The sequence below is a fragment of the Collimonas humicola genome, from assembly GCF_018304945.1.
GTDB lineage: Bacteria > Pseudomonadota > Gammaproteobacteria > Burkholderiales > Burkholderiaceae_D > Collimonas > Collimonas humicola.
Genome location: NZ_JAGQEE010000001.1, coordinates 425,881 through 449,208 on the forward strand (window position 1 = coordinate 425,881; position 23,328 = coordinate 449,208).

Genomic DNA, 23,328 nt, shown 5'->3' on the forward strand with positions numbered 1-23,328 from the left:
GAAAACGGAAATCCTCCGTTGCTTGCCGCGGTTAATGCGTAAAATGAGATTGTTGTCCCGTCCATATTTTCTGCGCTGCCTTCCGTCCATGGAGCGCGGCTGCGGGCGGGAAGCCTCTTTTAAACTTTAGCTGACCTTCTATTATCATGGCTCGCCCCCGCTTCCTGCCCGACAACTTCACGCTGTTGCTGGTGACTACCGTTCTCATTGCCAGTCTTTTTCCCGCCCGCGGCCAGGTGGCGCAGTCTTTCAACCTGATCACCACGCTGGCCATCGGCCTGCTGTTTTTCCTGCATGGCGCCAAGCTGTCGCGCGAGGCGGTGGTGCAGGGTGCGCTGCACTGGCGCTTGCACTTGACGGTGCTGCTCGCCACTTTCGTGTTGTTTCCGCTGCTCGGACTGGTGCTGAAGCCGGCCTTGCTGCCGCTGGTCACACCTGATCTGTATCTGGGCATCCTGTTTTTATGCACCTTGCCGTCCACCGTGCAATCGTCTATTGCTTTTACTTCGGTAGCGCGCGGCAATGTGCCGGCGGCGGTCTGCAGCGCTTCGGCTTCCAACCTGCTGGGCATTTTCCTGACGCCGGTGCTGGTCGGGCTGGTGGTGGTGGCGCACGGCCAGGGCAAGGGCTCTTTCGATTCCATCATGAATATCGTGCTGCAGCTGCTGGTGCCGTTTGTCGCCGGCCAGATCGCGCGGCGCTGGATCAGCGGCTGGATCGAAAAGCACAAGATCATCTTGAAGATCGTGGACCAGGGTTCGATCCTGCTGGTGGTGTATACGGCCTTTAGCGAAGCGGTAGTGCAGGGCTTGTGGCAGCAGTTGCCGCCGGTTTCCCTGCTGGGCCTGATGTTGGTAGTGTCGTTGCTGCTGTTCGTGATGCTGAGCATCGCCACCTTCGCCAGCCGGCGCATGGGTTTCAACAAGGAAGACGAGATCACCATTGTCTTTTGCGGATCGAAGAAAAGCCTGGCGAGCGGCGTGCCGATGGCGAAAGTCCTGTTTGCCGGACATACCGTGGGCATGATCGTTTTGCCGCTGATGCTGTTTCACCAGATTCAGCTGATGGTGTGCGCGGTACTGGCCAGGCGCTACGCCAGCCGGCCGGTAGAGATCGTGGCCGGCGCCCCGGGGCCGGTCTGGCCGGACGTCAGTCCGGAAGATTGATCGCCCGTCCGGATGGGCTGGACTTCGGCCCACCCGGACAGCAGGCTTAGGGAGCGGGGTTGGGCTGACGCGAATGAATCGCCTCGATCTCGCGCAGGATCTCTTCATCCAGCATCAGGTTGACGCTGTCCAGGTTGCTTTGCAGTTGCTCCCGCGTGGTGGCGCCGATGATGTTGCTGGTCAGGAAGCCGCGGCTGTTGACGAAAGCCAGCGCCATTTGCGCCGGATCCAGGTTGTGCTTTTTCGCCAGCGCTACATAGTCGCCAACGACCCGGTTGACTTGCGGATTGGTGTAGCGGCTGAAGCGTTCGAACAAAGTCAAGCGGCCGCCGGCAGGGCGTGCTCCATCCAGGTATTTCCCAGACAGCACGCCAAAGGCGAGCGGCGAATAGGCCAGCAGGCCGACTTGTTCGCGGTAAGAAAACTCCGAATGGCCGATCTCGAAAGTACGGTTCAGCAGGCTGTACGGATTCTGGATGCTGACTACGCGCGGCAGGTCGAATTTTTCCGAAGCTCGCAGGAACTGCGCGATGCCCCACGGTGTTTCATTCGATATCCCGATATGGCGCACCTTGCCAGCCTTGATGAAGTCGGCCAGGATGGTCAGCGTTTCTTCGATCGGCACCGTATCTTCATCGGCAATGTGGTTGTAGTTCAGCGTGCCGAAGCAGTTGACGCTGCGGTCCGGCCAGTGCAGCTGGTACAGGTCGACATAGTCCGTCTGCAGCCGTTCCAGGCTGCCGTTGAGGGCTTCAGTCAGTCCTTTGCGGTCGAAATTGTTGATGCCGCCGCGCACGTGGCGTGGATTGTGCGGCTTGCGGGCAGGTCCGGTGGCTTTGGTGGCGATCATCACCTGGTCGCGCTTGCCGGATTTTTTCAGCCAGCTGCCGACATACCGTTCGGTCAAGCCCTGGGTCTCGGCGCGCGGCGGCACCGGGTACATTTCGGCGGTGTCGATCAGGTTGACGCCGTGCGCCAGCGCCAGCTCGATCTGCGCATGCGCTTCGGCTTCGCTGTTTTGTTCGCCCCAGGTCATGGTGCCTAGTGTTATCAGGCTGACTTTCAGATTGCTGTGTCCCAGTTCATGATATTGCATTGATGTTTCCTTTGCTGCGGGCCGGATGAGTATGGAATGCGGTATGAAAATGCAGGACGGCTTGCCTGCCCGCATCGATGGCCGTTGAGCGTAACCGCGCCATGTTTTAAAGAGGATAGTGAGTATAGCCGCAAGCGGGTTCGGCTGCTGCTCCTGGCCAGCCGGGATCAGCCGGCCTTGGCTGTGCCGGCGGCCGGCGCATCGCTTTTGCCGGCTGCCGGCAGGTGCGGATCGGCCAGCCGGTCAAGCTTGAACAAGGTAGGAAACAGCCGTATCCACAGCAGCACCACAATGATGGTGCCGACGCCGCCCAGCACCACCGCTTGCACCGGTCCCAGCCAGGCCGCCGTCACGCCGGATTCGAATTCGCCCAGCTGGTTGGAGGTGCCGATGAACACAGAATTGACGGCGCTGACGCGGCCGCGCATATGGTCTGGCGTTTCCAGTTGCACAAACGAAGAGCGCACCACCACGCTGATCATGTCGGAAGCGCCGAGCACCACCAATGCCGCCAGCGACAAGGCAAACGAGCGCGACAGCGCAAACACCACCGTCGCCAGGCCGAAGATGGCGACAGCAGTAAACATGCTGCGGCCGACCTTGCGGCTCAAGGGCTTGCGCGCCAGGAAAATGGCCATGGACAAAGCGCCGACCGCCGGCGCCGAACGCAGCAGGCCGAGGCCGAGCGGGCCGGTGGCCAGGATGTCGTGCGCATAGATCGGCAGCAAGGCAGTGGCGCCACCCAGCAGGACTGCGAACAAGTCTAGCGAAATCGCGCCCAGGATGGCCGGCCTGCTTTTGATGAAGGCAATCCCCGCCAGCACGGATTTGACGGTGGCGGGTTCGCGCCGCGGCAACACGCTTTCGATGCGGATCAGCGCCACCAGCAGGCTGGCCGCCAGGAACAGGGTGCTGCTGCTGGCATACACCGCGCATGGTCCCAGTACATAAATGAAACCGCCCAGCGCCGGGCCGATGATCACCGCGGTTTGCGTGGCCGATGCCGACCAGGCGATCGCGCGCGGCAGCAGGCGCGGCGGCACCAGTCCCGGCACCAGCGCCTGCAAGGTGGGCGACTCAAAGGCGCGGGTGGCGCCGATCACGAACACGATGGCAAAGATGACTTCCTTGGTCAGCCAGCCATGGTAACTGCCGATGGCCAGCGCGGCGGCAGCCAGGCCTTCGATGAACAGGCAGATGCGGGCAATCTTGCGGCGGTCGTAGCGGTCGGCGACATGGCCGACCACCAGCGCCAGCACCAGGGCCGGCAGAAATTGCACCAGGCCGACCATGCCGAGGTCGAAAGCGCTATGGGTGAGCTGATATACCTGCCAGCCGACAGCGACAATCTGCATCTGGTTGGCGAGGGTGGAGGCAACGCGGGCGCCCCAGAACAGGGTAAAGGGGCGATGGCGCAGGACGGATTCGGTTTCGGGGGCGGGGGGCGTGGGAGCTGGGGCGGTCATTATGCAGCGGCAGTGTCGGGGAAGCAGGGCGAGGCCATAGGATATGCCGATCCCGTAAAAAAAGCCGCTAACTTCAGCGGCTTTTTTGTGGCATGTGGCTATTCGGGACGGAACTGATAGGCAAAGGTGAACTCATCCGTGCGTGGCGTGTATTTCAAGCCTTTGCGCAGCGCCCAGGTGGCGTACTGATGATAGAGCGGAATCACAGCGTAATCGCTGAGTGCAACCACGGCGCCCTGGCGGGCAAAATCCTGGCGCTGCTTCTGGTCGACGGAAGCGAGCGAGGATTGCACCAGCTGGTCGAGTTTCGGATTGCTGTACTTGCCCCAGTTCCAGGAACCCCAGCCGGTGTCGGGATTGGTGGTGCCGAGCAAGGTGCGCAGGCCGAAATCGCCAGCCAGCGTGCCCCAGCCCAGCAAGGCCGCGCTATAGTCGCCGGCGCGCGCCTTGCCGAAATAGACTGCCAGCGGCAGCGTCTCAACCTTGGCCTGGATGCCGACCCGGTTGAGGAACTGCGCCACCGTCTGTACAACGCGCTCATCGTTGATGTAGCGGTTGTTGGGGCCGTGCAGCGTAATGCCGAAGCCGGTCGGATAACCCGCTGCCGCCAGCAGTTTCTTGGCGCCTTCCGGATCGTATTTTTCCACCTTGAGCGCATCGGCGTAGCCCAGGATGCCTGGCGCGATGATGTTCGATGCCGGTACCGCCAGTCCTTCCAGCGTTCGTTCGACCAGCGCCTGGCGGTTGATGGCCTTGGAAATCGCTTGCCGCACGCGCACGTCTTTCAAGGGGTTCTTGTCCAGCGGCTTGCCGTTCTTGTCGGTGATGTCGGGCGACTTGTCGCGCGACTGGTCCAGGGTCCAGAAAATGGTGCGCCAGGAGATTTTTTGCGCCAGCGTGAATTTCGGATTGGTCTTCAGCTTGGCCAGGTCGGCAGGCGGCACGTTTTCGATAGCGTCGACTTCACCCGCCAGCAGGGCGGCCAGGCGAGCGCCGTCAGACGTCAGGATGCGGAAGGTAACTTTGTCCCAGGCCGGTTTCTCGCCCCAGTAGGCATCGTTGCGCACCAGCTCGATACTGTCGCCGCGCTTGAAGCTGGCGAATTTGAAGGGGCCGGTGCCGACCAGCGCCTTGCCGCTGTTGAAGTCTTCGGTCGTGGCGTTTTGCGCGGCTTTCTTGGAAACGATGAAAATCGTGCTGACATCCAGCGCAAGCGGGCCGTAAGGAGTGGCGGTTTTCAGGCGCACTGTATATGGATCGACCACCTGCTTGCCGATAATCTGCTTGGTGTAACTGGTGAACGGGCCGGGGCTGGTGGTCAGGGTGGCGGGCCGGTCCAGCGAAAATACAACATCTTCCGCGGTCAGCTCGGAGCCGTCGCTGAACTTGACGCCATGCCGCAGCTTGAACTCCCAGGTCAGCGGATCGATGGCTTTCCAGGACGTCGCCAAACCGGGAATCAGCTGGCCGTTGGCATCAACATTCACCAGGGCATCGAACAGATGCGAAGAAAGCGAGATATTCGGCGCGATATTGTTGAAATGCGGATCCAGGGTAGAGACATCGGCATATAATCCGATCTTCAGATCTGCGGCGTAGCTGGCTGCGGGATTCAAAGAGGCCAGGGCGCTCAGGCCGGCGAAAGCCAGGACGAGTACTTTCTTTCTGGAAAGCTGAAACATGCGATCTCCCAATCGGTGTGAGGTAAATAAGACTGACTCCCATTCTATGACCGGGCATATAATTATCAAAACATAATAATTTCTTTTTGTTATGTGTTTTAGTTATATACGCTTTGCGCAGAAGCGGCGGGGGAAGGAGCGCAGAAGGCGACGGCGGGCAGTCGAAAAGGCAACTCTTTCTTCCGATGCAATAATTATTTGCCCGGCCGGTGCTTTTAATAAAATTATCGGTTATAATGGCGCATCGTTTAAGATTCGAGCTAGTAGTGCAGTATTAGTCTGTCATTTCTTTCTTGCTTCAAACGATCTAACGGGCGACAGCCCAACTTAACTGAAATAGGAAATGTAATGGCAACTGGTATCGTAAAGTGGTTCAATGATTCGAAGGGTTTTGGTTTTATTACTCCTGACGAAGGTGGTGAAGATCTGTTCGCGCACTTCTCCGCAATCAATTCTTCCGGCTTCAAGTCGCTGCAAGAGAACCAACGTGTTTCTTTCGAAGTTACTGCTGGCCCAAAGGGTAAGCAAGCTTCGAACATTCAAGCTATCTAATTTAATTAGTCGCTGAATCAGCATCGCAAAAATCCCCGGCTCGCCGGGGATTTTTTTCGTCTGCAGCAAATGCAGGCGGCGCGCCGTAATGCGGGTAGATGCGCCGCGCGACATACTCTATATATTTGCCATAAGAACGTAAAGGAAGGCTGCTGTCAGGAAGCTGTAAGGGTGGCCTGAAATGCTGGAGAAGTCTGCTGTATACAGATAACTTTTTTTTACAGTAAGCTGGGTGGGGTTTTACGTTAATCGAGTACTTCGGTATTTGTGCATGCCGATACTTGTCTTATAAAAATACAGAGGAGAATGCATGAACACCATAAGCAAAGCGTGTGTGGCGGCAGCGCTGATTAGCTGGTCGCTGGCTGGCGTGGCGGCGGAACCGATCAAGATCGGCGTGAGCGGTCCTTTCACCGGCGGTTCCGCGCCGATGGGTGTTTCCATGCGCGACGGCGTCAAGCTGGCGGTAGCCGACATCAATGCCCACGGCGGCGTGCTGGGCCGGCAGCTGCAACTGGTCGAGCGCGACGACGAAGCGAAGAATGAACGCGGCGTGCAGGTTGCACAAGAGCTGATCAACAAGGAAAAAGTGGTCGGCACGGTCGGCTTCATCAATACCGGCGTCGCCCTGGCGTCGCAGCGCTTCTACCAGGAAGCCAAGATCCCGGTCATCAACAACGTCGCTACCGGCAGCATCATCACCAAGCAGTTCGTGGCGCCGGCCCAGAAAGATAATTACGTCTTCCGCACCTCGGCCAACGACACCATCCAATCGGCGATGATTGTCGACGAAGCGGTAGTGCGGCAGAAGCATAGCAAGGTAGCGATCCTGGCTGACTCCACCAACTACGGCCAGCTCGGCCGCGAGGACCTGGAACGCGCCCTGGCCGCCAAAGGCATCAAGCCGGTGGCCGTTGAAAAATACAACCTGAAAGACGTCGACATGACGGCGCAGCTGCTGAAGGCCAAGCAGGGCGGCGCGGAAGTGGTGCTGACTTACGGCATCGGCCCCGAATTGGCGCAGATCGCCAACGGCATGGAAAAACTCAACTGGAAAGTGCCTCTCATCGGCAGCTGGACTTTGTCGATGGGGAATTTCATCGATAACGCCGGCAAGAACGGCGACGGCGCGCGCATGCCGCAAACCTTCATCCAGGATGGCAACACGGCCAAGCGCAAGGCCTTCATCGAAGCCTATCAGAAAGCCTACAAGATCGACCGCATGCCGTCTCCCGTGTCAGCTGCGCAAGGCTATGATTCGCTCTATCTGCTGGCTGCGGCAATCAAGCAGGCCGGCAGCACCGACGGCGTCAAAGTGCGCGAGGCCCTGGAAAACCTGAACGGCACCGTGGACGGCGTGGTCACCAGCTACACCAAGCCATATAGCCATGACGACCACGAAGCGATCAAGCCGGCCATGGTGGTGATCGGCGAGGTCAAGAATGGCCGGGTGGTATTAGCCAAGTAATAGGAGGCGGGCGCTGGTTACGCGCCCGCCAAACATCCGTTTAAGCGACATCGGTCCAGCCTGCGCAGGTATACAGGCTGGATTTGTTTCGTCAGACGGCAGCGCCGTTTTGCCATATCGTGGCTATTGCAGTCTCTTGGACCCATATCATGGAAATTCTGCTGCAACTCGTCTTCAGCGGCATCGCGCTAGGCATGATCTACGCGGTGATCGCTTTTGGTTATCAACTCACGTTCGCCACTTCCGGCACCCTTAATTTCGGCCAGGGCGAAGCCTTGATGCTGGGCGCGCTGGTCGGCCTCAGCCTGGTCGGCAACATCCACGGCGGCCCGTACCTGAACTACTGGCTGATGATTCCGGTGGTGATCGTGTTCGGTGCGCTGCAGGGCATGGTGGTGGAATGGATAGGGGTGCGGCCGGCGCTCAAGATCAAGTCCGAATTCGGCTGGATCATGTCGACCATCGCGCTGGCGATCATCTTCAAGAATGTCGCGGAGAACATCTGGGGCAAGGACGACCTGACCTTTCCTACGCCGCTGTCGGCGACGCCGTTCCAGGTGCTGGGCGCCAATGTGCAGCCGATGCAGATCGTGGTGGTGCTGGGCGCGCTGGCGATGATGCTGGCGGTGGAAATGTTCAATCGCAAATCGATTTACGGCAAGGCGGTGGTGGCCACCTCGAACGACCGCGATGCGGCTGGCCTGATGGGCATCAACACCAGCATGGTGATCACCTTTTCCTATGCGCTGTCGTCGGCCACGGCGGCTTTTGCCGGCGTGCTGGTGGCGCCGCTGACGCTGACCGGGGCAACCATGGGCACCTCGCTCGGCCTCAAGGCGTTCGCTGTGGCGATCATCGGCGGCCTCACATCCGGCATGGGGGCGATTGTCGGCGGCCTGATCCTGGGCGTTGCCGAGACCCTGACCGGATTCTATATTTCGACCGGCTACAAGGAAGTGCCTGGCCTGGTGCTGCTGTTGCTGGTGCTGGCGATCAAGCCGGCCGGACTGTTCGGCAAGACTGCCATCAAGAAGGTGTGAAGATGAGTAAAAAGTTATTCGCACTGTCGATCGCGGGCATCTTGCTGCTGCTGGCGTTTCCGCAAGTTATCCCGAATCCGTATTACATCCACCTGGCGGAAACCATCCTGATCTACGCCATCCTGCTGTTCGGGCTGGATATCGTGGTCGGCTATACCGGCCAGGTGTCGCTGGGCCATGCCGGCCTGTTCGGCATCGGTTCCTATACCACCGGCGTGCTGGTGTTCAAGCTGGGCTGGCCGTTCCTGATCGCCGCCCCGGCCAGCCTGGCCGTGACCGCCTTGTTCGGCGCCATCCTGGCCTTGCCTGCGCTGCGCGTAACGGGGCCTTACCTGGCCATGGTGACGCTGGCGTTCGGCACCATCATCCAGATCCTGATCAATGAAATGAGTTTCCTGACAGAGGGGCCGATGGGGATCAAGCTGACCAAGCCTGAGTTCTTCGGCCACCGCCTCAGCGAAGTCGGTTACTTCTACCTGGTGGCGGTCCTGATGGTGCTGTCGCTGATCGTGATCCACCGTATCGTCAAATCGTATCTCGGGCGCGCCTTCCAGGCGCTGCGCGACAGCCCGATTGCTTCGGACTGCATGGGGGTCTCGGTGTACCGCTACAAAGTGATCGCGTTCGTGATCAGCGCCGCGCTGGCCGGCCTGGCTGGCAGCCTGTATGCCTATTCGGAAGAATATATCTCCCCGAACACCTACAACTTCGAGCTGACCATCCTGTTCCTGCTGGCGGTGATCATGGGCGGCCGCAAGAGCCGCATCGGTTCGCTGCTGGGTGCGCTGATCGTGGTCATGCTGCCGAGCCTGCTGGCCGATATCGAACTGTTCCGCCAGATCGCTACGGCGGCGGCCGTGATCGGCGTGCTGGCAAGCGCCTTCCTGCTGTGGAAAAAGCGCAAGACCTTGCGCGAACTGGCGGTGCCCCTGGCCGCGACTGTCGGCATGGCGTTATTTTCCTATCGACTGGAAAACATCACCGATTGGCGCTTGACGATCTTCGGCGTAATGACGCTGTTCGTTGTGTATTACCTGCAGGACGGGATTGTCGGCTTTGCCCGCAATCTCCTTGGGTACAAAGCGACGGCAAACGACCATCCGGCCAGCGTTGCCGCCCAGCCTGGACAGGCTTGGGGGCCAATGGTCGGCGGCAGCGCTGTCGGCAGCACGCTGCTTAGCGGCCGGAAAATCCTGATGCAGTTCGGCGGCCTCAAGGCCTTGAATGAAGTCAACCTGGATATCGTCAAAGGCAGTGTGCATGGCCTGATCGGGCCGAACGGTTCCGGCAAGAGCACCATGATGAACGTCCTCACCGGCATCTACAAGCCGACTGCAGGCATGGTCGAGTTCAACGGCAAGACGATTTCAGGTACCACGCCGGCGGCGATTGCCCTGGGCGGCGTCGCCCGCACTTTCCAGAATGTGCAGCTGTTCGGCGAAATGAGCGCCACCGAAAATGTCCTGGTCGGCCTGCATCACACCTTCCGCAGCAATGTGCTGGACGTGATCTTCCACACGCCGCGCTACCGGCGCGAAGAGCTGCAGGCGCGGCAGCGCGCCGCCAGCATCCTGGAATTCGTCGGCCTCGGTGAACTGGCCGGCGAAGAGGCGCGCAACCTGCCTTACGGCAAGCAGCGCCTGCTGGAAATCGGCCGCGCGCTCGGCTTGAATCCGGAACTGCTGTTGCTGGATGAACCGGCAGCCGGCCTGACCGCGCCCGACATCAAGGAGCTGATTGCGATCATCCACAAGATCCGCCAGCACGGCATCACGATTATCCTGATCGAACACCATATGGATGTGGTGATGTCGATTTCCGATACGGTAACAGTGTTGGATTTCGGCCAGAAAATCGCCGAAGGCAAGCCGGCGGCGGTGCAAAGCGATGCCAAGGTGATCGAAGCCTATCTCGGCGGCAGTGCCGGCGATGACGCTGGCAGCGCTGCAGTTGCAGCCGAAGCCGGTGCGCCATCCACTTCCAAACCAGCGGAGATATAAGATGCTCTCGATTTCCAATTTGCATGCGGCCTACGGCAAGGTTGAAGTGCTGCACGGTATTTCGCTGGATGTGCCGAAAGGCAAAGTGGTGACCCTGATCGGCTCCAACGGCGCCGGCAAGACCACCACCATGCGCGCCATCTCCGGCATGATCAAGGCCAAGTCCGGCAGCGTCACCCTGGCTGGGGTCGATGTGACCGGCCTGGCTTCGCACAAGATCGCCCGCGCCGGCCTGGCGCATTCGCCTGAAGGGCGGCGTGTGTTCGCCACCATGAGCGTGGTCGACAACCTGCTGCTGGGCGCCTTTCCGCGCTTCACCCGCATGCGTCCGCGCGGCGACATCAAGCTCGACCTGGAGCGGGCGCTGGAACTGTTTCCGCGTTTGAAAGAGCGCCAAGGCCAGCTGGCCGGCACCTTGTCCGGCGGCGAGCAGCAGATGCTGGCGATGGCGCGCGCGGTCATGCTCAATCCTGAAGTGATACTGCTCGACGAACCTTCGATGGGGCTGGCGCCTATCCTGGTGGAAGAAGTGTTCCGCATCATTTCCCGGCTCAAGGCGGAGGGCGTCACCATGCTGCTGGTGGAGCAGTTCGCAGCCGCCGCCCTGAATGTCGCCGATTACGGCTACGTGCTGGAAAATGGACGGATTTCCGTGCATGGCCCGGCCGAGAAACTGCAGAACGATCCTGCAGTCAAGGCGGCGTATCTGGGCGGCGCTCAGCACTGAATCGGTGCAATATATTGACGCTTGGAAATTAATGTTGATTGACAGTCATTTTGCGTGAGTTATATGCCACTAATGGCTTGAACACTAACCTGGTTTAGTTTTCTACAGTGCACTGAACGTGAGAATCTGGCAATACCGTAATGCAATACGTGCATAAAACGGCCAACCATGTTTTCTACTTCGGAGCATTCAACATGAAACACGACCATACAGTCATCACGTCCGGCCACGTCAACGACTACAGCACGCAGCCATCATCGCCTTCAAAATCCGCAATGGCAGCGCTGCGCGAGCAGCGCTTGCCGTTTACTATCCGCATCGTGAATGACGAACAGGCTTTGCAGAAAGCGGTCAGGATCCGGCATGCGGCCTACAGCCGCCACCTGCCGGAACTGGCCCGCAACCTGTCGCAGTTCGAACCGGCAGACCTGGCTCAGGATACGATCATCCTGTTGGCGGAGTCCAAGCTCGACGGCTCGTCTTTAGGTACGATGCGCATCCAGACCAATCATGACCAGCCCCTGGTGCTGGAACAGTCGGTGACCTTGCCGGCGTGGCTGCGGGGGCAGCGCCTGGCGGAAGCGACACGTTTGGGCGTAACTCCAGGGCAGGTCGGCAAGATGGTGAAAACCTTGCTGTTCAAAGCTTATTTTCTGTACTGTGTAGAAAATGAGATCGACTGGATGGTGATCACAGCGCGCTCGCCCCTGGACCGGCAATATGACGCCTTGCTGTTTCAGGATGTCTTTGCCGGCGGCCAGTTCATCCCCATGCAGCACGTCGGCATGCTGCCTCACCGCGTCATGGCGTTCGAAGTCGCGACTGCCAAGGCGCGCTGGAGCGCCGCCGTCCATCCGCTGTTTTCCTTGATGTTTGAAATGCGCCATGCGGATTTGATGCTGGATCAACCCCCCGATTTCCTGGCAGCCTCTCAATCTGCTCCCAGCCGCGGCGACCTTCACGGCAGAGGGAAGGGATAATCATGGGCTGGAATAGTCATATAGTTCAGTATTGTTAAAATATGATAATGAGAGGGTGTTATTGTTGTTGAAAAAAAATAATGTGGCTTTTTTTACAGTACAGTAGAACCCTCTCACTCTACGGACGCGATGTTTATGTGGCTATTCCATGCCGATACGCCGAAAAAAAATACCGACAACCTTAAGCCGCGGGATTGGCTGGGTTTCTATTTTTCGGTTGTATTGGTGCCAGCTCTGGTTATCTTGTTGACGATCCTTGCGTTCGGGACGCTTGATAGCCATTTCGGGCATAAGGATCCGGCTTCGTCGCCGTTACGGGTGCTGAGCGACCCGGAGCAGAGCTTGCAGCCGGAACAGGCATTGCAGAAACTGACAGGCGCCCCCCAAAAGACTTATCAAAACACGCAATTGCTGGAAACGCCATTCTGGTTTTCCTTCGTCGTGCTGCCGGCCGCCGATTCCGGTGCGGTGGAAGTAGAACTGCCTTCGCGCCACGCGCAGCAGGTGAGCTGCTGGGAAGACGAGGGCCGGCGTTTGCTTGGGAGCGGCAGCCGTTCCGGTGCCGATGGCCAGGTCAGGGCTGAGAAGACCGGATTCATCTTGTCGCTGGCGGCGCAGGCTCTGCCTGCGACGGTGCTGTGCCGTGGCGTGTTTTCCGGCCCGGCGCGAATTTCTGTGCGTCAATGGAGCGCTCCGGATTTCGAACAATCGCAAAAGGAATTTTATCGCGGCATAGGCTTGATGGAAGGCGGCCTGCTGACCCTGACCCTGTTCGTGCTGGTGGCGGCGCTGATCAACCGCGAGTGGATGTATGTCCTGTTTGCCGTCTGGCTGCTGGGCAATCTGCGGCTGGGCGCCAATGCCATGGGGTGGGACGCCCATTGGCTGATATGGACGATTCCCAACCAGTGGCTGCCATGGCTGCGCAAACTGACTTTCGCCACTTATTACATCGTGACGTTCACTTTGTTCGGCAGGCTGTTCCAGAATGAGTTGAAACAGGTAGGCTTCGTTTTCCTGCAGAACGTCTTGCGCTGGCTTGGCGGGCTGCTGCTGGTCGCCGCCTTATTGCTGTCCTACCAGCGGTTCTTGCCGGTGCTGTGGTGCTGGACCGTGGTCGGCATACTCATATTGATCTTCCTGCTGGCGCGCATCGTCTGGAAAGCCCGCACCCGTGCCGTGCTGTGGTATTGCGCATCCATGTTTGTCGTGCTGTTCACGCGGGTCGATGAGGTGGTCGCCGCCGCATTCGGCATCAAAACGCTGGATGAAGTCCCCAATAACGTGATCGTGGCCTTGCTGTCGAGCCTGATGGCGTCGTTTGCCTTCGCCGAACAGATGCGCGCCGGAAAACGCGAGCTGGCCCTGGCCCAGGCAGAATTGCGCACCACTTACGAGGTCACGCCCATCGGCTTGTTTACGCTTTCGGCCGACGGCAGCTTTGTGCGCACCAATCCGGCACTGGAGAAAATACTCGGCCACGATGCCGGAACCCCATGGCTGAAGAAATGGGACGACTATTTCGAACCCGGCGCACATAACAAGCTGTGGCATATCGTGTCCGGCAAGGGCGGCAATGAAACCGAGCTGCACGGGATTACCGGCGCCGGCGGCCTGGCCAGCACCTATCTGGTCACCGCTACCTTCGCCAATGGCCGTATCGAAGGTTCGCTGCAAGACATTAGCGACCGTTCCAACGCTGTAGAACGCCTGCGTTTCCTGGCCGAGCACGATCCCCTGACCGGCGTGCTGAACCGGCGCGGCATCGAGATCATGCTGCAGCAAGCCATCGAGCGTCAGTGCGACGACCGGCCCCTGGCCCTGGCTTATCTGGACCTGGACCGCTTCAAGCTGATCAACGATCTGTTCGGTCATCAGTCCGGCGACGAGGTCTTGAAGCAGCTGTGCGAGCGGGTCGAGTTGTCGCTGGGCGAGGGCAACCATATCGGCCGCATCGGCGGCGACGAATTCATCATCCTGTTCCAGGATGTGGGGATCGGCGCCGCTACGGAAATCTGTTCCGCCATCATCCAGAAAATCAGCTACCAGTCTTATCACATCGGCGCACGCGCATTCCAGGTCAAGGGCTCGATCGGGCTGGTCGAGGTGGATGCCGGCATGCGCGTGCAGGACGCCATTTCCGCTGCCGACCGCGCCTGCCGGGAGGCCAAGAAGGCCCATAACGAACATATCGTGGTGTATCACAAGAACGCGCCGGTGTTCCGCGAGCGGCTGGAAGAGCTCAGCCTGATCGAAAGGCTGGGCGGGGAATTCCTGCCTTCCGGCCTGTTTGTCGAAATGCAGCCGATCATGTCGCTGCAGCACCCGGAAGAGTCGCTGAATTTTGAGGTCCTGCTCAGGTTGCGCGATGCGGACAACAAGGTGGTGCCGGCGACCCGGGTGATCGCGGCGGCGGAGGAAAACGGCAGCATCGCGGTGATCGACCGCTGGGTCATGGCGACCGTGCTGGAGTGGCTGGACCAGCACCAGGCACGGCTGCCGCTGACCAAGTTCGTGTGCGTGAATTTGAGCGGAGCTTCGCTCAACGATGAGAAATTCATCCAGGATCTGTTCGTGATCCTGGAAAAGCATCTGCAGGTGGTGCCTTTGCTGTGCATCGAAGTCACGGAAAGCGTAGCGCTGCACGATCTCGACCACACCAGCCGCATCATCGAACGGCTGCAGGCGCTGGGCGCCAAGGTGGCGCTGGACGATTTCGGCGCCGGCTATACCTCCTTTACCTACCTGAAGAGCTTATCGGCGGATGCGCTGAAAATCGATGGCGCATTCATTCAAAGCATGAACAAGCATCCCGCCAATGAAGCGATCGTGGAAGCAATCGTCGAGCTGGCCCGCAATCTTGGCATGAAAAGCATCGCCGAGTGGGTGGAAGACTGCGCCATGATAGAAGCGCTGGCCAAGCTGGGGGTCGACTACGTGCAGGGATTTATCGTGGCCAAGCCACAATCGCCTGACGCCATCCTGCTGGCGCGCTCCGCCGCCAGTTTCATTGTGGATCCGGACGTCGCGCGCTTCGTCGCCGAGCGCCGCAGCGGCGCTGCCGAAACGGCGGAAAGCGGCAAGTGGTCTTCAAACCTGCATTGAGGACAGGGCAGGTGATGAGGCCAAGGTCTGGCTGGTTTAAAATGCTGTCCCGGGGCCGCTGCCGCTGCCCGAAAATGTTTGACGTTGGAGATGCATGACTGCTGCAATTTCTGGTTTTTCCCTTTCCCTGTCGCTGATCCTGGCGATCGGTTCGCAAAATGCCTTTGTCCTCAAGCAGGGATTGAAGCGCGAGCATGTGTTCTGGGTCTGCCTGACTTGCGCGGTTTCGGACGCCGTCCTGATACTGCTGGGCGTGACCGGCCTGGCGATCGTCATCCAGCAAGCGCCGTGGCTGACCAGCGCGATGCGCTACGGCGGCGCGGCCTTCCTGTTCCTGTATGGCGCCAGAAGCTTCTACACCGCCTGGAAATCCTCGGCGGTGCTGGAGCAGGCTGACAATGGCGCAGCTGCCTTGCTGCCAACCTTGCTGACGTGCGCGGCGCTGACCTGGCTCAATCCGCACGTCTACCTGGATACGGTATTGCTGATCGGTTCCATCTCGACCCAGTTCCCGGACGACAAGGTAGGATTCGCCGGCGGCGCCATGCTGGCTTCGCTGGTGTTCTTTTTTGCGCTCGGCTACGGCGCCGCCTTGCTGCGCCCCATCTTCGCCAAGCCGGTCTCCTGGCGCATATTGGAAGTCGTGGTCGGTCTTACCATGTGGACGATTGCGTATAAATTGCTGACCGAGTAAACCTGCGGCCAGAGGCAGCGCCGCGCCAAGAATGTAAAATGACGGATTGGCCGCGGCACCGGCGTTGCAGGAGCGCACGGCATTCATTCATATCAGACAGAGAGCAGAGATCCCATGAGCGCGACCCTCAAACACATCGTATTGTGGAAATTGAAAGACCACGCCGAAGGCGCCGACAAGGCCAGCAATGCGCTGAAACTCAAGGCCCTGCTGGATAGCTGCGCCGGTATCGTGCCTGGCATGATCAAGTTCGAAGCAGTCGTGGCCCAGCCGGGCCTGGAAGCGACTTATGACGTTTTGCTGAATTCCGAATTCGAGTCGCAGGCGGCATTGGACGCCTACCAGAATCATTCGGCCCACGTCGCCATCAAGCCCTTCTTCGGCGCGGTGCGCGAAGCGCGCCAATGCATGGATTACCTGAGCTGAGCGGCCGTCATGTTTCCTTCCCACGTTTTCCCGATCGATAATCCCTTCCTGACTTATCTCGGCGTTGAATTCGTCGAGATGGGCGAGGGCGCGGCCGAGCTGGCCCTGACCTTGCAGCCGCATCACATGAACAGCTGGCAGGTGACCCATGGCGGGGTGTCGATGACCATGCTGGACGTGGTGATGGCGCTGGCCGGCCGTTCGCTTTATCCGCAAGCCGAAGCGGCCGTCACGGTGGAAATGAAAACCAGCTTCCTGCAACCTGCGGGGCGCACCGGCGCGCGGCTCGTGGCCAAGGGGCGGGCCTTCCATCAATCCACCACCATGTGCTTTTGCGACGCCGAGCTGTGGCACGGCGACCACCTGGTGGCAAAGGCGATGGGCACCTTCAAGTATCTCAGGCACAACCGGGCGGCACTCAAGATCAAGCCGGGCTGAAAGCAAACCATGAAAAATGTGGAACACATGAAATTTCATCTGACAGTCGACAACTGGGCGGTGCAGAAGGCGGACGCGCGCGCCGTGCGTTTCGACGTATTCGTGATCGAGCAAAAAATCCCGGTCGAGCTGGAGTGGGACGATATGGATGAGCATTGCGTGCATGCCGTCGCCTATGACGAGAACGGCCATGCCATCGGCACCGGACGCTTGCTGCCGGATGGCCATATCGGCCGCATGGCGGTGCGTTCGGCAGGCCGCGGGCAAGGCATAGGCGCAGCGATCCTGCAAGCCTTGATGGCGCAGGCGCGCCAGCGCGGCGACCGCGAAGTGGTGCTGAATGCGCAGACGCAGGCGGAAGCGTTTTACGGCCGCCACGGCTTCATTCGCGATGGCGAGGAATATTACGAAGCGGGGATTGCGCATGTCTGCATGCGCCAGGTTTTCAGCTGACGTTGATCCTGGCAGGACAGGCAGGACAGCAGGCAGGGGGCGCCTTCAGCGCGTACAGCGGCCGGATGGCGCGTGCGTGTGGCAAGGCGCGCCCGAGGGCGTCGCAATCCGTTCGTGCAGTATGGCGCTGCCGTTGGCCTTCATTCTCACGATGGTGGAAGCGCGCGTGCCGTAATCCGGCGATTCGATGAATACGGCCGACAGTATGCGCTCGGTCTCAATGCTGACGCCGGTGGACGGCAGGCGGCAATCGCCGGAGCGGGTGGTGTCGCTGAGCATGTCGAAGAAACAGGCATCGGGCGCGCCCTGGCACAGCAGGCTGGAGAATTGCGCCTTGGTGCGCACCACCTTGGGCCAGCAGACGTCCAGCGTGGCGTTCGACAAACCGTAGACGCCAGGCGCCAAAGGCTGGCCGTTGCGCGGATCTGCCTCGCCCTTGTTGGAATACCAGATCAGCTGGCTGCCATCGCCGACCAGCAGGTTGAAGCCATTGAAGCGAGCGGCGTCGACAGCGATTTCAGCGACATATTCCGCCGCCGATTTTCTGCTGGCCAGGAAATCGGCCACCAGCGCGCCGCGACTGGGCGCATCGGGCCGCCGTTCCGCCGGCGCCCGGACATTGGTGATGGCGGCAAAGCGGCCGCCGCGGGTGATGCCGATCCAGGTGCCGCCGTCCTGCAGGTCGCGGCCGGCATAGATGTCGGGCTGGTCTTCCCACCAGCTGGCGGCAGCGCTCGGGCGCGCATAGAATTCATCGCGGTTGGCGGCGGCTATCAAGGGAGAGCCAGGAATCACTTGCCACGCAAAAACAATCAAGCACATGATGAAATATTGACAAAAAATTCAGTATGACGAGGGCCATCGATAAGGGCTGCGAGGCCATGCCGGGCAACCGCCTGATCGATCACTTGCAGGAAATCCGGCGGCACCGAAGAATACACTTCCATCCAGGTGTGGTGTTCATCTTTTATCTCCGCGCTGCGCTTGAGCGCGGTATTGATCTGGTGCTGCAGCGACAGGTCGGCCTGCATGGCCGCGGCGGCATGGTCGAACTCCTGGGCGCGGCTGGCCGCGACCTTGTAGTAGATATACAGATTGGTGCTCATCGCAGGCTCAGGCCGACAGCTCAGAGTCGGTGACGTCGATGATCGAATACGGCAGCGCGTGGAATTGCAGTTGCGCGCCGTGGGCCGAACCCAGATGCACGGTGCCTCCGCCCTCAAGCGCGGCCAGCTTGATCTCCAGCAGGCAGCGGCTGCTGTGTGCGCTGTCGGCCTCGGCATTGACGATCATGCCGCACGGCTGCTCGGGATCGTTGCTGGAAAATACTTCAGTGGCGGCGGCGATGCCGACGGCTTGCACGCTGGCGAGCACGGCGCGGCGCTTGAGCTTGCCCAGGTATTGGCTGCGGGCGACGATTTCCTGTCCCGGGTAGCAGCCTTTCTTGAAGTTGACGCCGCCAAGCACTTCGAAGTTGACCATCTGCGGTACGAACTGTTCTTGCGTAGCCAGGGTGATCTGCGGGATGCCGGCCTGGATTTCGCTCAGGCGCCAGGCTTGCGCGCCTAGCGCTTGCAGGCTGCCGCTCAGCTGCGGCCAGGCGGCGATGGCGGTTTCCGGGCTGGCAATCCATTGATAGCGCGGCGCGCCGTCGGCGTCGGCGACGCGGATCAGGCTGCCGTGCTGGTTGTCGATCTTGCCGTAGGGTGCGTCCGGCAGTGCCGGAAACCATGGCGCCAGCGCTGCTGCAGCGGCATTGCCGGCCAGGCCGAGGATGGCGTGCGTATCGGTTGCATCAGCCAGCTTGGCCTTGGCGCGCATGACGAACATCTGCAGGCGCTTTTGCAGCGCCGCCTGCAACTCGCGCGGCAGCTGCAGGAAAATATTGTCGCCGCTCTTCCACATCAGGAAGGTCGCCTGCAGGCGGCCCTTGGGCGAGCAATAGCCGGCCAGCCGCGCCTGTGCGGCGGTCAGGTTCTGGACGTCGTTGGTGAGCTGGGTATGCAGGAAACTGGCGGCGTCTTCGCCGCTGACAGCGATCAGGCCCAGTTCCGGCAGCGGGGCGAAGAAAGACGGCTGAGCCGCCACGGCCGGCGGCAGCGCTGCCAATGTCTGTTGCTGTAAAAAATCCGGCCAGATACTTGTTATTTCATTCATAAATTGTAGGCATTCCCAAAACAGCGATTATCATATTGGGTTGATTATAGTGATGTCGCAAAAAAGGCGTTGGATTTAGCCGTTTTTGCGCTGCTTGAACGAGCGCCTGTTAACATTTTCAAATGTTAACAGGCGCTCATAAATGCGATAAATTCGGAGCGACCGGTCTTGTTTAAAAAACTATTGTTGTGGGTGATCTTGTTGGGCGGCCTGGCCGCCGGCGGCATGGCTTACTGGGCCCAGCAGCCGGTATTCGACGCCGGGCCTGTGCGGCCGTTCGCCATCAAGCCCGGCAGCACCCTCGCGACTTCGGTGGAACAGATCGCCGATGCCGGCGTCGGCGTCAATCCGCAACTGCTGGAATTGCTGGCGCGCGTCACCGGCAAGGGCGGCAAGCTGAAGGCCGGGAGCTACGAGCTGAAACCGGGCGCTACGCCGCTGCGCCTGCTGACGCAGCTGGTGCGCGGCGAGTTTGCGCAAGAATCGCTGACCGTGATCGAAGGCTGGACTTTCCGCCAGATGCGCCAGGCGGTCGCCGCGCAAGCCGCGCTCAAGCACGATACGGCGGACTTGTCCGATACCGAACTGCTGGCAAAGATCAGCCCCGACTACAGCATGCCGGAAGGCCTGTTCTTCCCCGACACCTATCTGTTCGCCAAGGGATCCAGCGACCTGCAGGTGTACAAGCAGGCGCATGCCTTGCTGCTCAAGCGCCTCAGCCAGGCATGGGAAGGGCGCGATGCTACGCTGCCATACAAGACTCCCTACGAAGCCCTGATCATGGCCTCCATCGTGGAAAAGGAAACCGGCCGCCGCGCCGACCGCAGCACGATCGCCGGCGTTTTCGTCAACCGCCTGAAGATCGGCATGCTGCTGCAGACCGACCCCACCGTGATCTACGGCATGGGAGAGCAGTACCAGGGCATCATCCGCAAGCGCGACCTGACCACCGACACGCCTTACAATACCTACACGCGCGCCGGCCTGCCGCCGACGCCGATTGCCTTGCCCGGCGCCGAGTCGATCGCGGCGGCGCTGCATCCGGCGCAAACCGACGCCTTGTACTTCGTTGCCCGCGGCGATGGCAGCAGCCATTTCTCCAGCAGCCTCGGCGAGCATAACCAGGCGGTCAATCAGTATCAGCGCTAGATTTCTCGCCGATGGGCGATAATAGTAAAAATAGTACGCAGCAGTAGCGCAACTCAATAGCGTGAAACAGCTTCACAAACAGATTAAGACAATGGCATCAGGAAAATTCATCACATTCGAAGGCATAGACGGCGCCGGCAAGTCGACCCATATCGGCTTTGTCGCCGATCTGCTGTGCAGCCACGGCCTGACGGTTGTCACCAGCCGCGAACCGGGCGGCACCGACTTGGGCGAAGCGCTGCGCGAAGTGCTGCTGCACCAGAAAATGCACCTGGAAACCGAGGCCATGCTGATGTTCGCGGCGCGCCGCGAACACCTGGCGCAAGTCATCGAACCGGCGCTGGCGCGCGGCGACTGGGTGATTTCGGACCGTTTCAGCGACGCCACCTTCGCCTATCAGGGCGGCGGCCGGCAATTGTCGCTGGCCAAGCTGGAAGCGCTGGAGCAATGGGTGCATCCGCATCTGCAGCCGGACCTGACCTTGCTGTTCGACGTGCCGCTGGAAGTGGCGCGCGAGCGTCTCGACGCCAGCCGCACGCTGGACAAGTTCGAACAGGAAAAATCGGACTTCTTCGCCGCCACGCGCGCAGAGTACCTGCGCCGCGCCGCCCAGTTTCCCGAACGCTTCCAGATCATCGACGCTACCCGGACGATTGCCGAGGTCCGGCAGGCGCTGACCCGCATCATCGCAGCATTATGTGCAGAACAGGCCAAGCCTTGACGCAGACTGATAAGGCACGTGCATGAGTGATACCTTGTTCCCCTGGCAGGGCGATATCTGGCAGCAGCTGCAGCAGATGCGCGCGCGGCTGCCGCACGCGATCCTGTTCCATGGCGCCGAAGGCATAGGCAAAACCGCCTTTGCGGAACAGTTCGCCCAATCCCTGCTGTGCGAAACACCGCAGCCGGATGGCCATGCCTGCGGCGCATGCGGCTCCTGCGGCTGGTTCGTGCAGTACAACCACCCCGATTACCGCCGCGTGCGGCCCGAGATCCTGGACGGTGACGACGCCGGCGAGGGCGATGGCGCCGAAGGCGAGGCGGGCGACGCTAAAAAGACCGCCAAGTCGGCCAAGGCGCCGTCCAAGGAAATCAAGATCGACCAGATCCGCGCCCTGGCCGGCTTCATGAACATTTCCACCCATCGCCAGGGCCAGCGCGTGGTGCTGCTGTATCCGGCCGAGGCGCTCAATACCGCCGCCGCCAATGCCTTGCTGAAGACACTGGAAGAGCCGCCGCCGAATACCGTGTTCCTGCTCAGTTCCAATAGCCTGGACCGGCTGCTGCCGACCGTCCTCTCGCGCTGCCGCAAGTTCGCGATGCCGCTGCCTTCGCGCGAGCAGGCGCTGACCTGGCTGCGCCAGCAGGAGGTCAAGGATGCCGATGTCTGGCTGGCCGAGCAGGGCGGTGCGCCTCTGACCGCCTATGCGCAGTCGCAAAGCGACGGGCGCGAGCTGGTCGACGAGTTCTTGCAGCATCTGACCCGGCCCGGCATCGACGGCGCGCTGAAATGCGCCGAGCACTTGCAGAAAACCCCTGTGGCCGAGCTGGTGGCGTGGCAACAACGCTGGCTGTACGATCTGTTTTCGCTTAAATTGTGCGGCACAATCCGGTATTATCCCCGGTATGAAAAGGCGCTTGCCGGATTGGCCGCCAAAGTCGAGACCGGTGCTTTGCTGCGAGCCCTGAAAAGCAGCAACGAGCGTCGCGCGGTCGCCGAACATCCGCTCTCGGCGCGCCTGTTTATTGAAGAAATGCTGCTGGATTACGCCAGCATGTTTGCTTGAATTTTGCTTATAGGATCAAGATGGCAGAGAACACCACAATCCCGGCCGAGCCGGTCAAATTATCCCGGCCGTCGGTATTGTCGCTGGTAATCAAAGAAAAATCGGCGCTGTACGCCGCTTACATGCCGTTCCTGACCAATGGCGGCATCTTCGTGCCGACCAACAAGACCTATCATCTGGGCGATGAAATCTACCTGATCCTGAGCTTGATGGACGACGGCACCAAGTACCCGATTGCCGCCAAGGTGGCGTGGATCACGCCGAAGAATGCCAATAACAACAAGGCGCAGGGCGTCGGCGTGCATTTCCCTGACGACGACAGCGGCCAGCGGCTGCGCAAGCGGATCGAGGAAGTGCTGGGCTCGGCGCTGGGTTCGGCGCGTCCGACTCATACTTATTAAATAAACATACAGCAGCATGGATCATATGGACTACAGCTTCAGGCTCGCCACGCAGCAGGACTTGCCGGCGATCGTCGCCATCTACAACAGCACCGTCGCCTCGCGCGAAGTGACGGCCGATACCGAACCGGTCACCGTGGCTTCGCGCCAGGACTGGTTCGACCATCACAATCCGGAACGCCGGCCGCTGTGGGTGGTGGAGCAGGAGGGGGACGATGGCCGGAAGTCGCTGCTGGGATGGTTGTCGTATTCCGATTTCTACGGCCGTCCTGCCTATGCAGGCACTGCCGAGCTGTCGATCTACATCCACGAAGATGCGCGCGGCAAGGGCATGGGCCGCTATCTGCTGGGGCAAGCCATTGCGCATGCCCCGAGCATCGGCGTGCACACCTTGCTGGGCTTCGTGTTCGGCCATAACCAGCCAAGCCTGAAGCTGTTCGATGCCTTCGGCTTCGAGCGCTGGGCCAATATGCCGCGCGTCGCCACCCTCGATGGCATTGAGCGCGATCTGGTGATCCTGGGCAAGCGCGTCGCCTGAAAC

General features: G+C 60.3%; 23 protein-coding genes. 17 read left to right on the forward strand and 6 right to left on the reverse strand.

From position 1 onward, the window contains the following. The first annotated feature begins 146 nt into the window (after positions 1-146). Positions 147-1,166 carry a bile acid:sodium symporter family protein gene (locus KHU30_RS02055; RefSeq protein ID WP_211440980.1) on the forward strand — a complete coding sequence of 340 codons (1,020 nt, stop codon included), beginning with the start codon at positions 147-149 and terminating at the stop codon, positions 1,164-1,166. A gap of 46 nt (positions 1,167-1,212) precedes the next feature. Here the strand turns inward: KHU30_RS02055 and KHU30_RS02060 are convergent, their stop codons facing one another. The 3 genes from KHU30_RS02060 to KHU30_RS02070 form a co-directional block, all read right to left on the reverse strand. Continuing rightward, a complete protein-coding gene (locus KHU30_RS02060) occupies positions 1,213-2,262 on the reverse strand; it encodes an NADP(H)-dependent aldo-keto reductase (RefSeq protein ID WP_211440981.1) in 1,050 nt (349 codons plus the stop codon). 167 nt (positions 2,263-2,429) lie between these two features. Then, positions 2,430-3,728 (reverse strand): MFS transporter, encoded by a 1,299-nt coding sequence (locus KHU30_RS02065; protein WP_211440982.1) that lies wholly within the window; start codon positions 3,726-3,728, stop codon positions 2,430-2,432. Positions 3,729-3,826: 98 nt separating this feature from the next. Continuing rightward, positions 3,827-5,410 carry an ABC transporter substrate-binding protein gene (locus tag KHU30_RS02070; protein ID WP_211440983.1) on the reverse strand — a complete coding sequence of 528 codons (1,584 nt, stop codon included), beginning with the start codon at positions 5,408-5,410 and terminating at the stop codon, positions 3,827-3,829. 348 nt (positions 5,411-5,758) lie between these two features. Between KHU30_RS02070 and KHU30_RS02075 the strand changes: the two genes are divergently transcribed. The 11 genes from KHU30_RS02075 (at position 5,759) to KHU30_RS02125 (ending at position 17,293) form a co-directional block, all read left to right on the forward strand. Then, positions 5,759-5,962 carry a cold-shock protein gene (locus KHU30_RS02075; protein ID WP_014005790.1) on the forward strand — a complete coding sequence of 68 codons (204 nt, stop codon included), beginning with the start codon at positions 5,759-5,761 and terminating at the stop codon, positions 5,960-5,962. A gap of 310 nt (positions 5,963-6,272) precedes the next feature. Beyond that, positions 6,273-7,430, forward strand: coding sequence for an ABC transporter substrate-binding protein (locus KHU30_RS02080; protein ID WP_211440984.1), 1,158 nt, complete (start codon positions 6,273-6,275; stop codon positions 7,428-7,430). Positions 7,431-7,579: 149 nt separating this feature from the next. After that, complete coding sequence (locus tag KHU30_RS02085) at positions 7,580-8,470, forward strand: branched-chain amino acid ABC transporter permease (protein ID WP_211440985.1); 891 nt, start codon at positions 7,580-7,582, stop codon at positions 8,468-8,470. 2 nt (positions 8,471-8,472) lie between these two features. Beyond that, positions 8,473-10,470, forward strand: coding sequence for a branched-chain amino acid ABC transporter ATP-binding protein/permease (locus tag KHU30_RS02090; protein ID WP_230427154.1), 1,998 nt, complete (start codon positions 8,473-8,475; stop codon positions 10,468-10,470). A gap of 1 nt (position 10,471) precedes the next feature. Beyond that, on the forward strand, positions 10,472-11,197 hold the full coding sequence (locus tag KHU30_RS02095; protein ID WP_211440986.1) for an ABC transporter ATP-binding protein: 726 nt from the start codon (positions 10,472-10,474) through the stop codon (positions 11,195-11,197). Between the two features lie 194 nt (positions 11,198-11,391). Continuing rightward, entirely contained in the window at positions 11,392-12,177 is a 786-nt protein-coding gene (locus KHU30_RS02100) for an N-acyl amino acid synthase FeeM domain-containing protein (protein ID WP_211440987.1), read from the forward strand. Between the two features lie 246 nt (positions 12,178-12,423). Then, positions 12,424-15,282: a putative bifunctional diguanylate cyclase/phosphodiesterase gene (locus KHU30_RS02105; RefSeq protein ID WP_230427155.1), complete on the forward strand. Its 2,859-nt coding sequence runs from the start codon at positions 12,424-12,426 to the stop codon at positions 15,280-15,282. 94 nt (positions 15,283-15,376) lie between these two features. Further along, a complete protein-coding gene (locus tag KHU30_RS02110; RefSeq protein ID WP_211440988.1) occupies positions 15,377-15,976 on the forward strand; it encodes a LysE/ArgO family amino acid transporter in 600 nt (199 codons plus the stop codon). Positions 15,977-16,090: 114 nt separating this feature from the next. Then, a complete protein-coding gene (locus KHU30_RS02115; RefSeq protein WP_211440989.1) occupies positions 16,091-16,402 on the forward strand; it encodes a Dabb family protein in 312 nt (103 codons plus the stop codon). A gap of 9 nt (positions 16,403-16,411) precedes the next feature. Continuing rightward, positions 16,412-16,840, forward strand: a complete 429-nt coding sequence (locus tag KHU30_RS02120; RefSeq protein WP_211440990.1) for a PaaI family thioesterase — start codon at positions 16,412-16,414, stop codon at positions 16,838-16,840. A gap of 27 nt (positions 16,841-16,867) precedes the next feature. After that, positions 16,868-17,293: a GNAT family N-acetyltransferase gene (locus tag KHU30_RS02125; protein ID WP_211440991.1), complete on the forward strand. Its 426-nt coding sequence runs from the start codon at positions 16,868-16,870 to the stop codon at positions 17,291-17,293. 45 nt (positions 17,294-17,338) lie between these two features. Here the strand turns inward: KHU30_RS02125 and KHU30_RS02130 are convergent, their stop codons facing one another. The 3 genes from KHU30_RS02130 to ygfZ are packed head-to-tail and all read right to left on the reverse strand — an operon-like array spanning position 17,339 to position 19,450. Continuing rightward, a complete protein-coding gene (locus KHU30_RS02130) occupies positions 17,339-18,115 on the reverse strand; it encodes an NRDE family protein (RefSeq protein WP_211440992.1) in 777 nt (258 codons plus the stop codon). Then, positions 18,106-18,399: a DUF4936 family protein gene (locus KHU30_RS02135; RefSeq protein WP_211440993.1), complete on the reverse strand. Its 294-nt coding sequence runs from the start codon at positions 18,397-18,399 to the stop codon at positions 18,106-18,108. Before KHU30_RS02135 ends, KHU30_RS02130 begins: the two co-directional genes overlap by 10 nt. A gap of 7 nt (positions 18,400-18,406) precedes the next feature. Beyond that, the gene (gene ygfZ / locus KHU30_RS02140; protein ID WP_211440994.1) at positions 18,407-19,450 is read right to left on the reverse strand and encodes a CAF17-like 4Fe-4S cluster assembly/insertion protein YgfZ; all 1,044 of its coding nucleotides are present in this window, start codon (positions 19,448-19,450) and stop codon (positions 18,407-18,409) included. Positions 19,451-19,618: 168 nt separating this feature from the next. Here ygfZ and mltG point away from each other — a divergent pair, with 168 nt between their 5' ends. The 5 genes from mltG to KHU30_RS02165 all read left to right on the forward strand — a co-directional run bounded on the left by mltG (position 19,619) and on the right by KHU30_RS02165 (position 23,325). Then, positions 19,619-20,599 (forward strand): endolytic transglycosylase MltG, encoded by a 981-nt coding sequence (mltG, locus tag KHU30_RS02145; RefSeq protein ID WP_211440995.1) that lies wholly within the window; start codon positions 19,619-19,621, stop codon positions 20,597-20,599. A gap of 91 nt (positions 20,600-20,690) precedes the next feature. Next, positions 20,691-21,320 (forward strand): dTMP kinase, encoded by a 630-nt coding sequence (gene tmk / locus KHU30_RS02150; RefSeq protein ID WP_211440996.1) that lies wholly within the window; start codon positions 20,691-20,693, stop codon positions 21,318-21,320. Between the two features lie 22 nt (positions 21,321-21,342). After that, positions 21,343-22,386, forward strand: coding sequence for a DNA polymerase III subunit delta' (locus KHU30_RS02155; RefSeq protein ID WP_211440997.1), 1,044 nt, complete (start codon positions 21,343-21,345; stop codon positions 22,384-22,386). 20 nt (positions 22,387-22,406) lie between these two features. Then, positions 22,407-22,787 carry a PilZ domain-containing protein gene (locus KHU30_RS02160; protein ID WP_211440998.1) on the forward strand — a complete coding sequence of 127 codons (381 nt, stop codon included), beginning with the start codon at positions 22,407-22,409 and terminating at the stop codon, positions 22,785-22,787. A gap of 16 nt (positions 22,788-22,803) precedes the next feature. Then, the gene (locus tag KHU30_RS02165; RefSeq protein WP_407928011.1) at positions 22,804-23,325 is read left to right on the forward strand and encodes a GNAT family N-acetyltransferase; all 522 of its coding nucleotides are present in this window, start codon (positions 22,804-22,806) and stop codon (positions 23,323-23,325) included. Positions 23,326-23,328: the final 3 nt, after the last annotated feature.

Excerpts from the sequence above, each read along its gene's own strand:
- KHU30_RS02055 (WP_211440980.1), top strand. The coding sequence starts at position 147 with ATGGCTCGCCCCCGCTTCCTGCCCGACAACTTCACGCTGTTGCTGGTG.
- KHU30_RS02060 (WP_211440981.1), bottom strand. The coding sequence starts at position 2,262 with ATGCAATATCATGAACTGGGACACAGCAATCTGAAAGTCAGCCTGATA.
- KHU30_RS02065 (WP_211440982.1), bottom strand. The coding sequence starts at position 3,728 with ATGACCGCCCCAGCTCCCACGCCCCCCGCCCCCGAAACCGAATCCGTC.
- KHU30_RS02070 (WP_211440983.1), bottom strand. The coding sequence starts at position 5,410 with ATGTTTCAGCTTTCCAGAAAGAAAGTACTCGTCCTGGCTTTCGCCGGC.
- KHU30_RS02075 (WP_014005790.1), top strand. The coding sequence starts at position 5,759 with ATGGCAACTGGTATCGTAAAGTGGTTCAATGATTCGAAGGGTTTTGGT.
- KHU30_RS02080 (WP_211440984.1), top strand. The coding sequence starts at position 6,273 with ATGAACACCATAAGCAAAGCGTGTGTGGCGGCAGCGCTGATTAGCTGG.
- KHU30_RS02085 (WP_211440985.1), top strand. The coding sequence starts at position 7,580 with ATGGAAATTCTGCTGCAACTCGTCTTCAGCGGCATCGCGCTAGGCATG.
- KHU30_RS02090 (WP_230427154.1), top strand. The coding sequence starts at position 8,473 with ATGAGTAAAAAGTTATTCGCACTGTCGATCGCGGGCATCTTGCTGCTG.
- KHU30_RS02095 (WP_211440986.1), top strand. The coding sequence starts at position 10,472 with ATGCTCTCGATTTCCAATTTGCATGCGGCCTACGGCAAGGTTGAAGTG.
- KHU30_RS02100 (WP_211440987.1), top strand. The coding sequence starts at position 11,392 with ATGAAACACGACCATACAGTCATCACGTCCGGCCACGTCAACGACTAC.
- KHU30_RS02110 (WP_211440988.1), top strand. The coding sequence starts at position 15,377 with ATGACTGCTGCAATTTCTGGTTTTTCCCTTTCCCTGTCGCTGATCCTG.
- KHU30_RS02115 (WP_211440989.1), top strand. The coding sequence starts at position 16,091 with ATGAGCGCGACCCTCAAACACATCGTATTGTGGAAATTGAAAGACCAC.
- KHU30_RS02120 (WP_211440990.1), top strand. The coding sequence starts at position 16,412 with ATGTTTCCTTCCCACGTTTTCCCGATCGATAATCCCTTCCTGACTTAT.
- KHU30_RS02125 (WP_211440991.1), top strand. The coding sequence starts at position 16,868 with ATGAAATTTCATCTGACAGTCGACAACTGGGCGGTGCAGAAGGCGGAC.
- KHU30_RS02130 (WP_211440992.1), bottom strand. The coding sequence starts at position 18,115 with ATGTGCTTGATTGTTTTTGCGTGGCAAGTGATTCCTGGCTCTCCCTTG.
- KHU30_RS02135 (WP_211440993.1), bottom strand. The coding sequence starts at position 18,399 with ATGAGCACCAATCTGTATATCTACTACAAGGTCGCGGCCAGCCGCGCC.
- ygfZ (WP_211440994.1), bottom strand. The coding sequence starts at position 19,450 with ATGAATGAAATAACAAGTATCTGGCCGGATTTTTTACAGCAACAGACA.
- tmk (WP_211440996.1), top strand. The coding sequence starts at position 20,691 with ATGGCATCAGGAAAATTCATCACATTCGAAGGCATAGACGGCGCCGGC.
- KHU30_RS02155 (WP_211440997.1), top strand. The coding sequence starts at position 21,343 with ATGAGTGATACCTTGTTCCCCTGGCAGGGCGATATCTGGCAGCAGCTG.
- KHU30_RS02160 (WP_211440998.1), top strand. The coding sequence starts at position 22,407 with ATGGCAGAGAACACCACAATCCCGGCCGAGCCGGTCAAATTATCCCGG.
- KHU30_RS02165 (WP_407928011.1), top strand. The coding sequence starts at position 22,804 with ATGGATCATATGGACTACAGCTTCAGGCTCGCCACGCAGCAGGACTTG.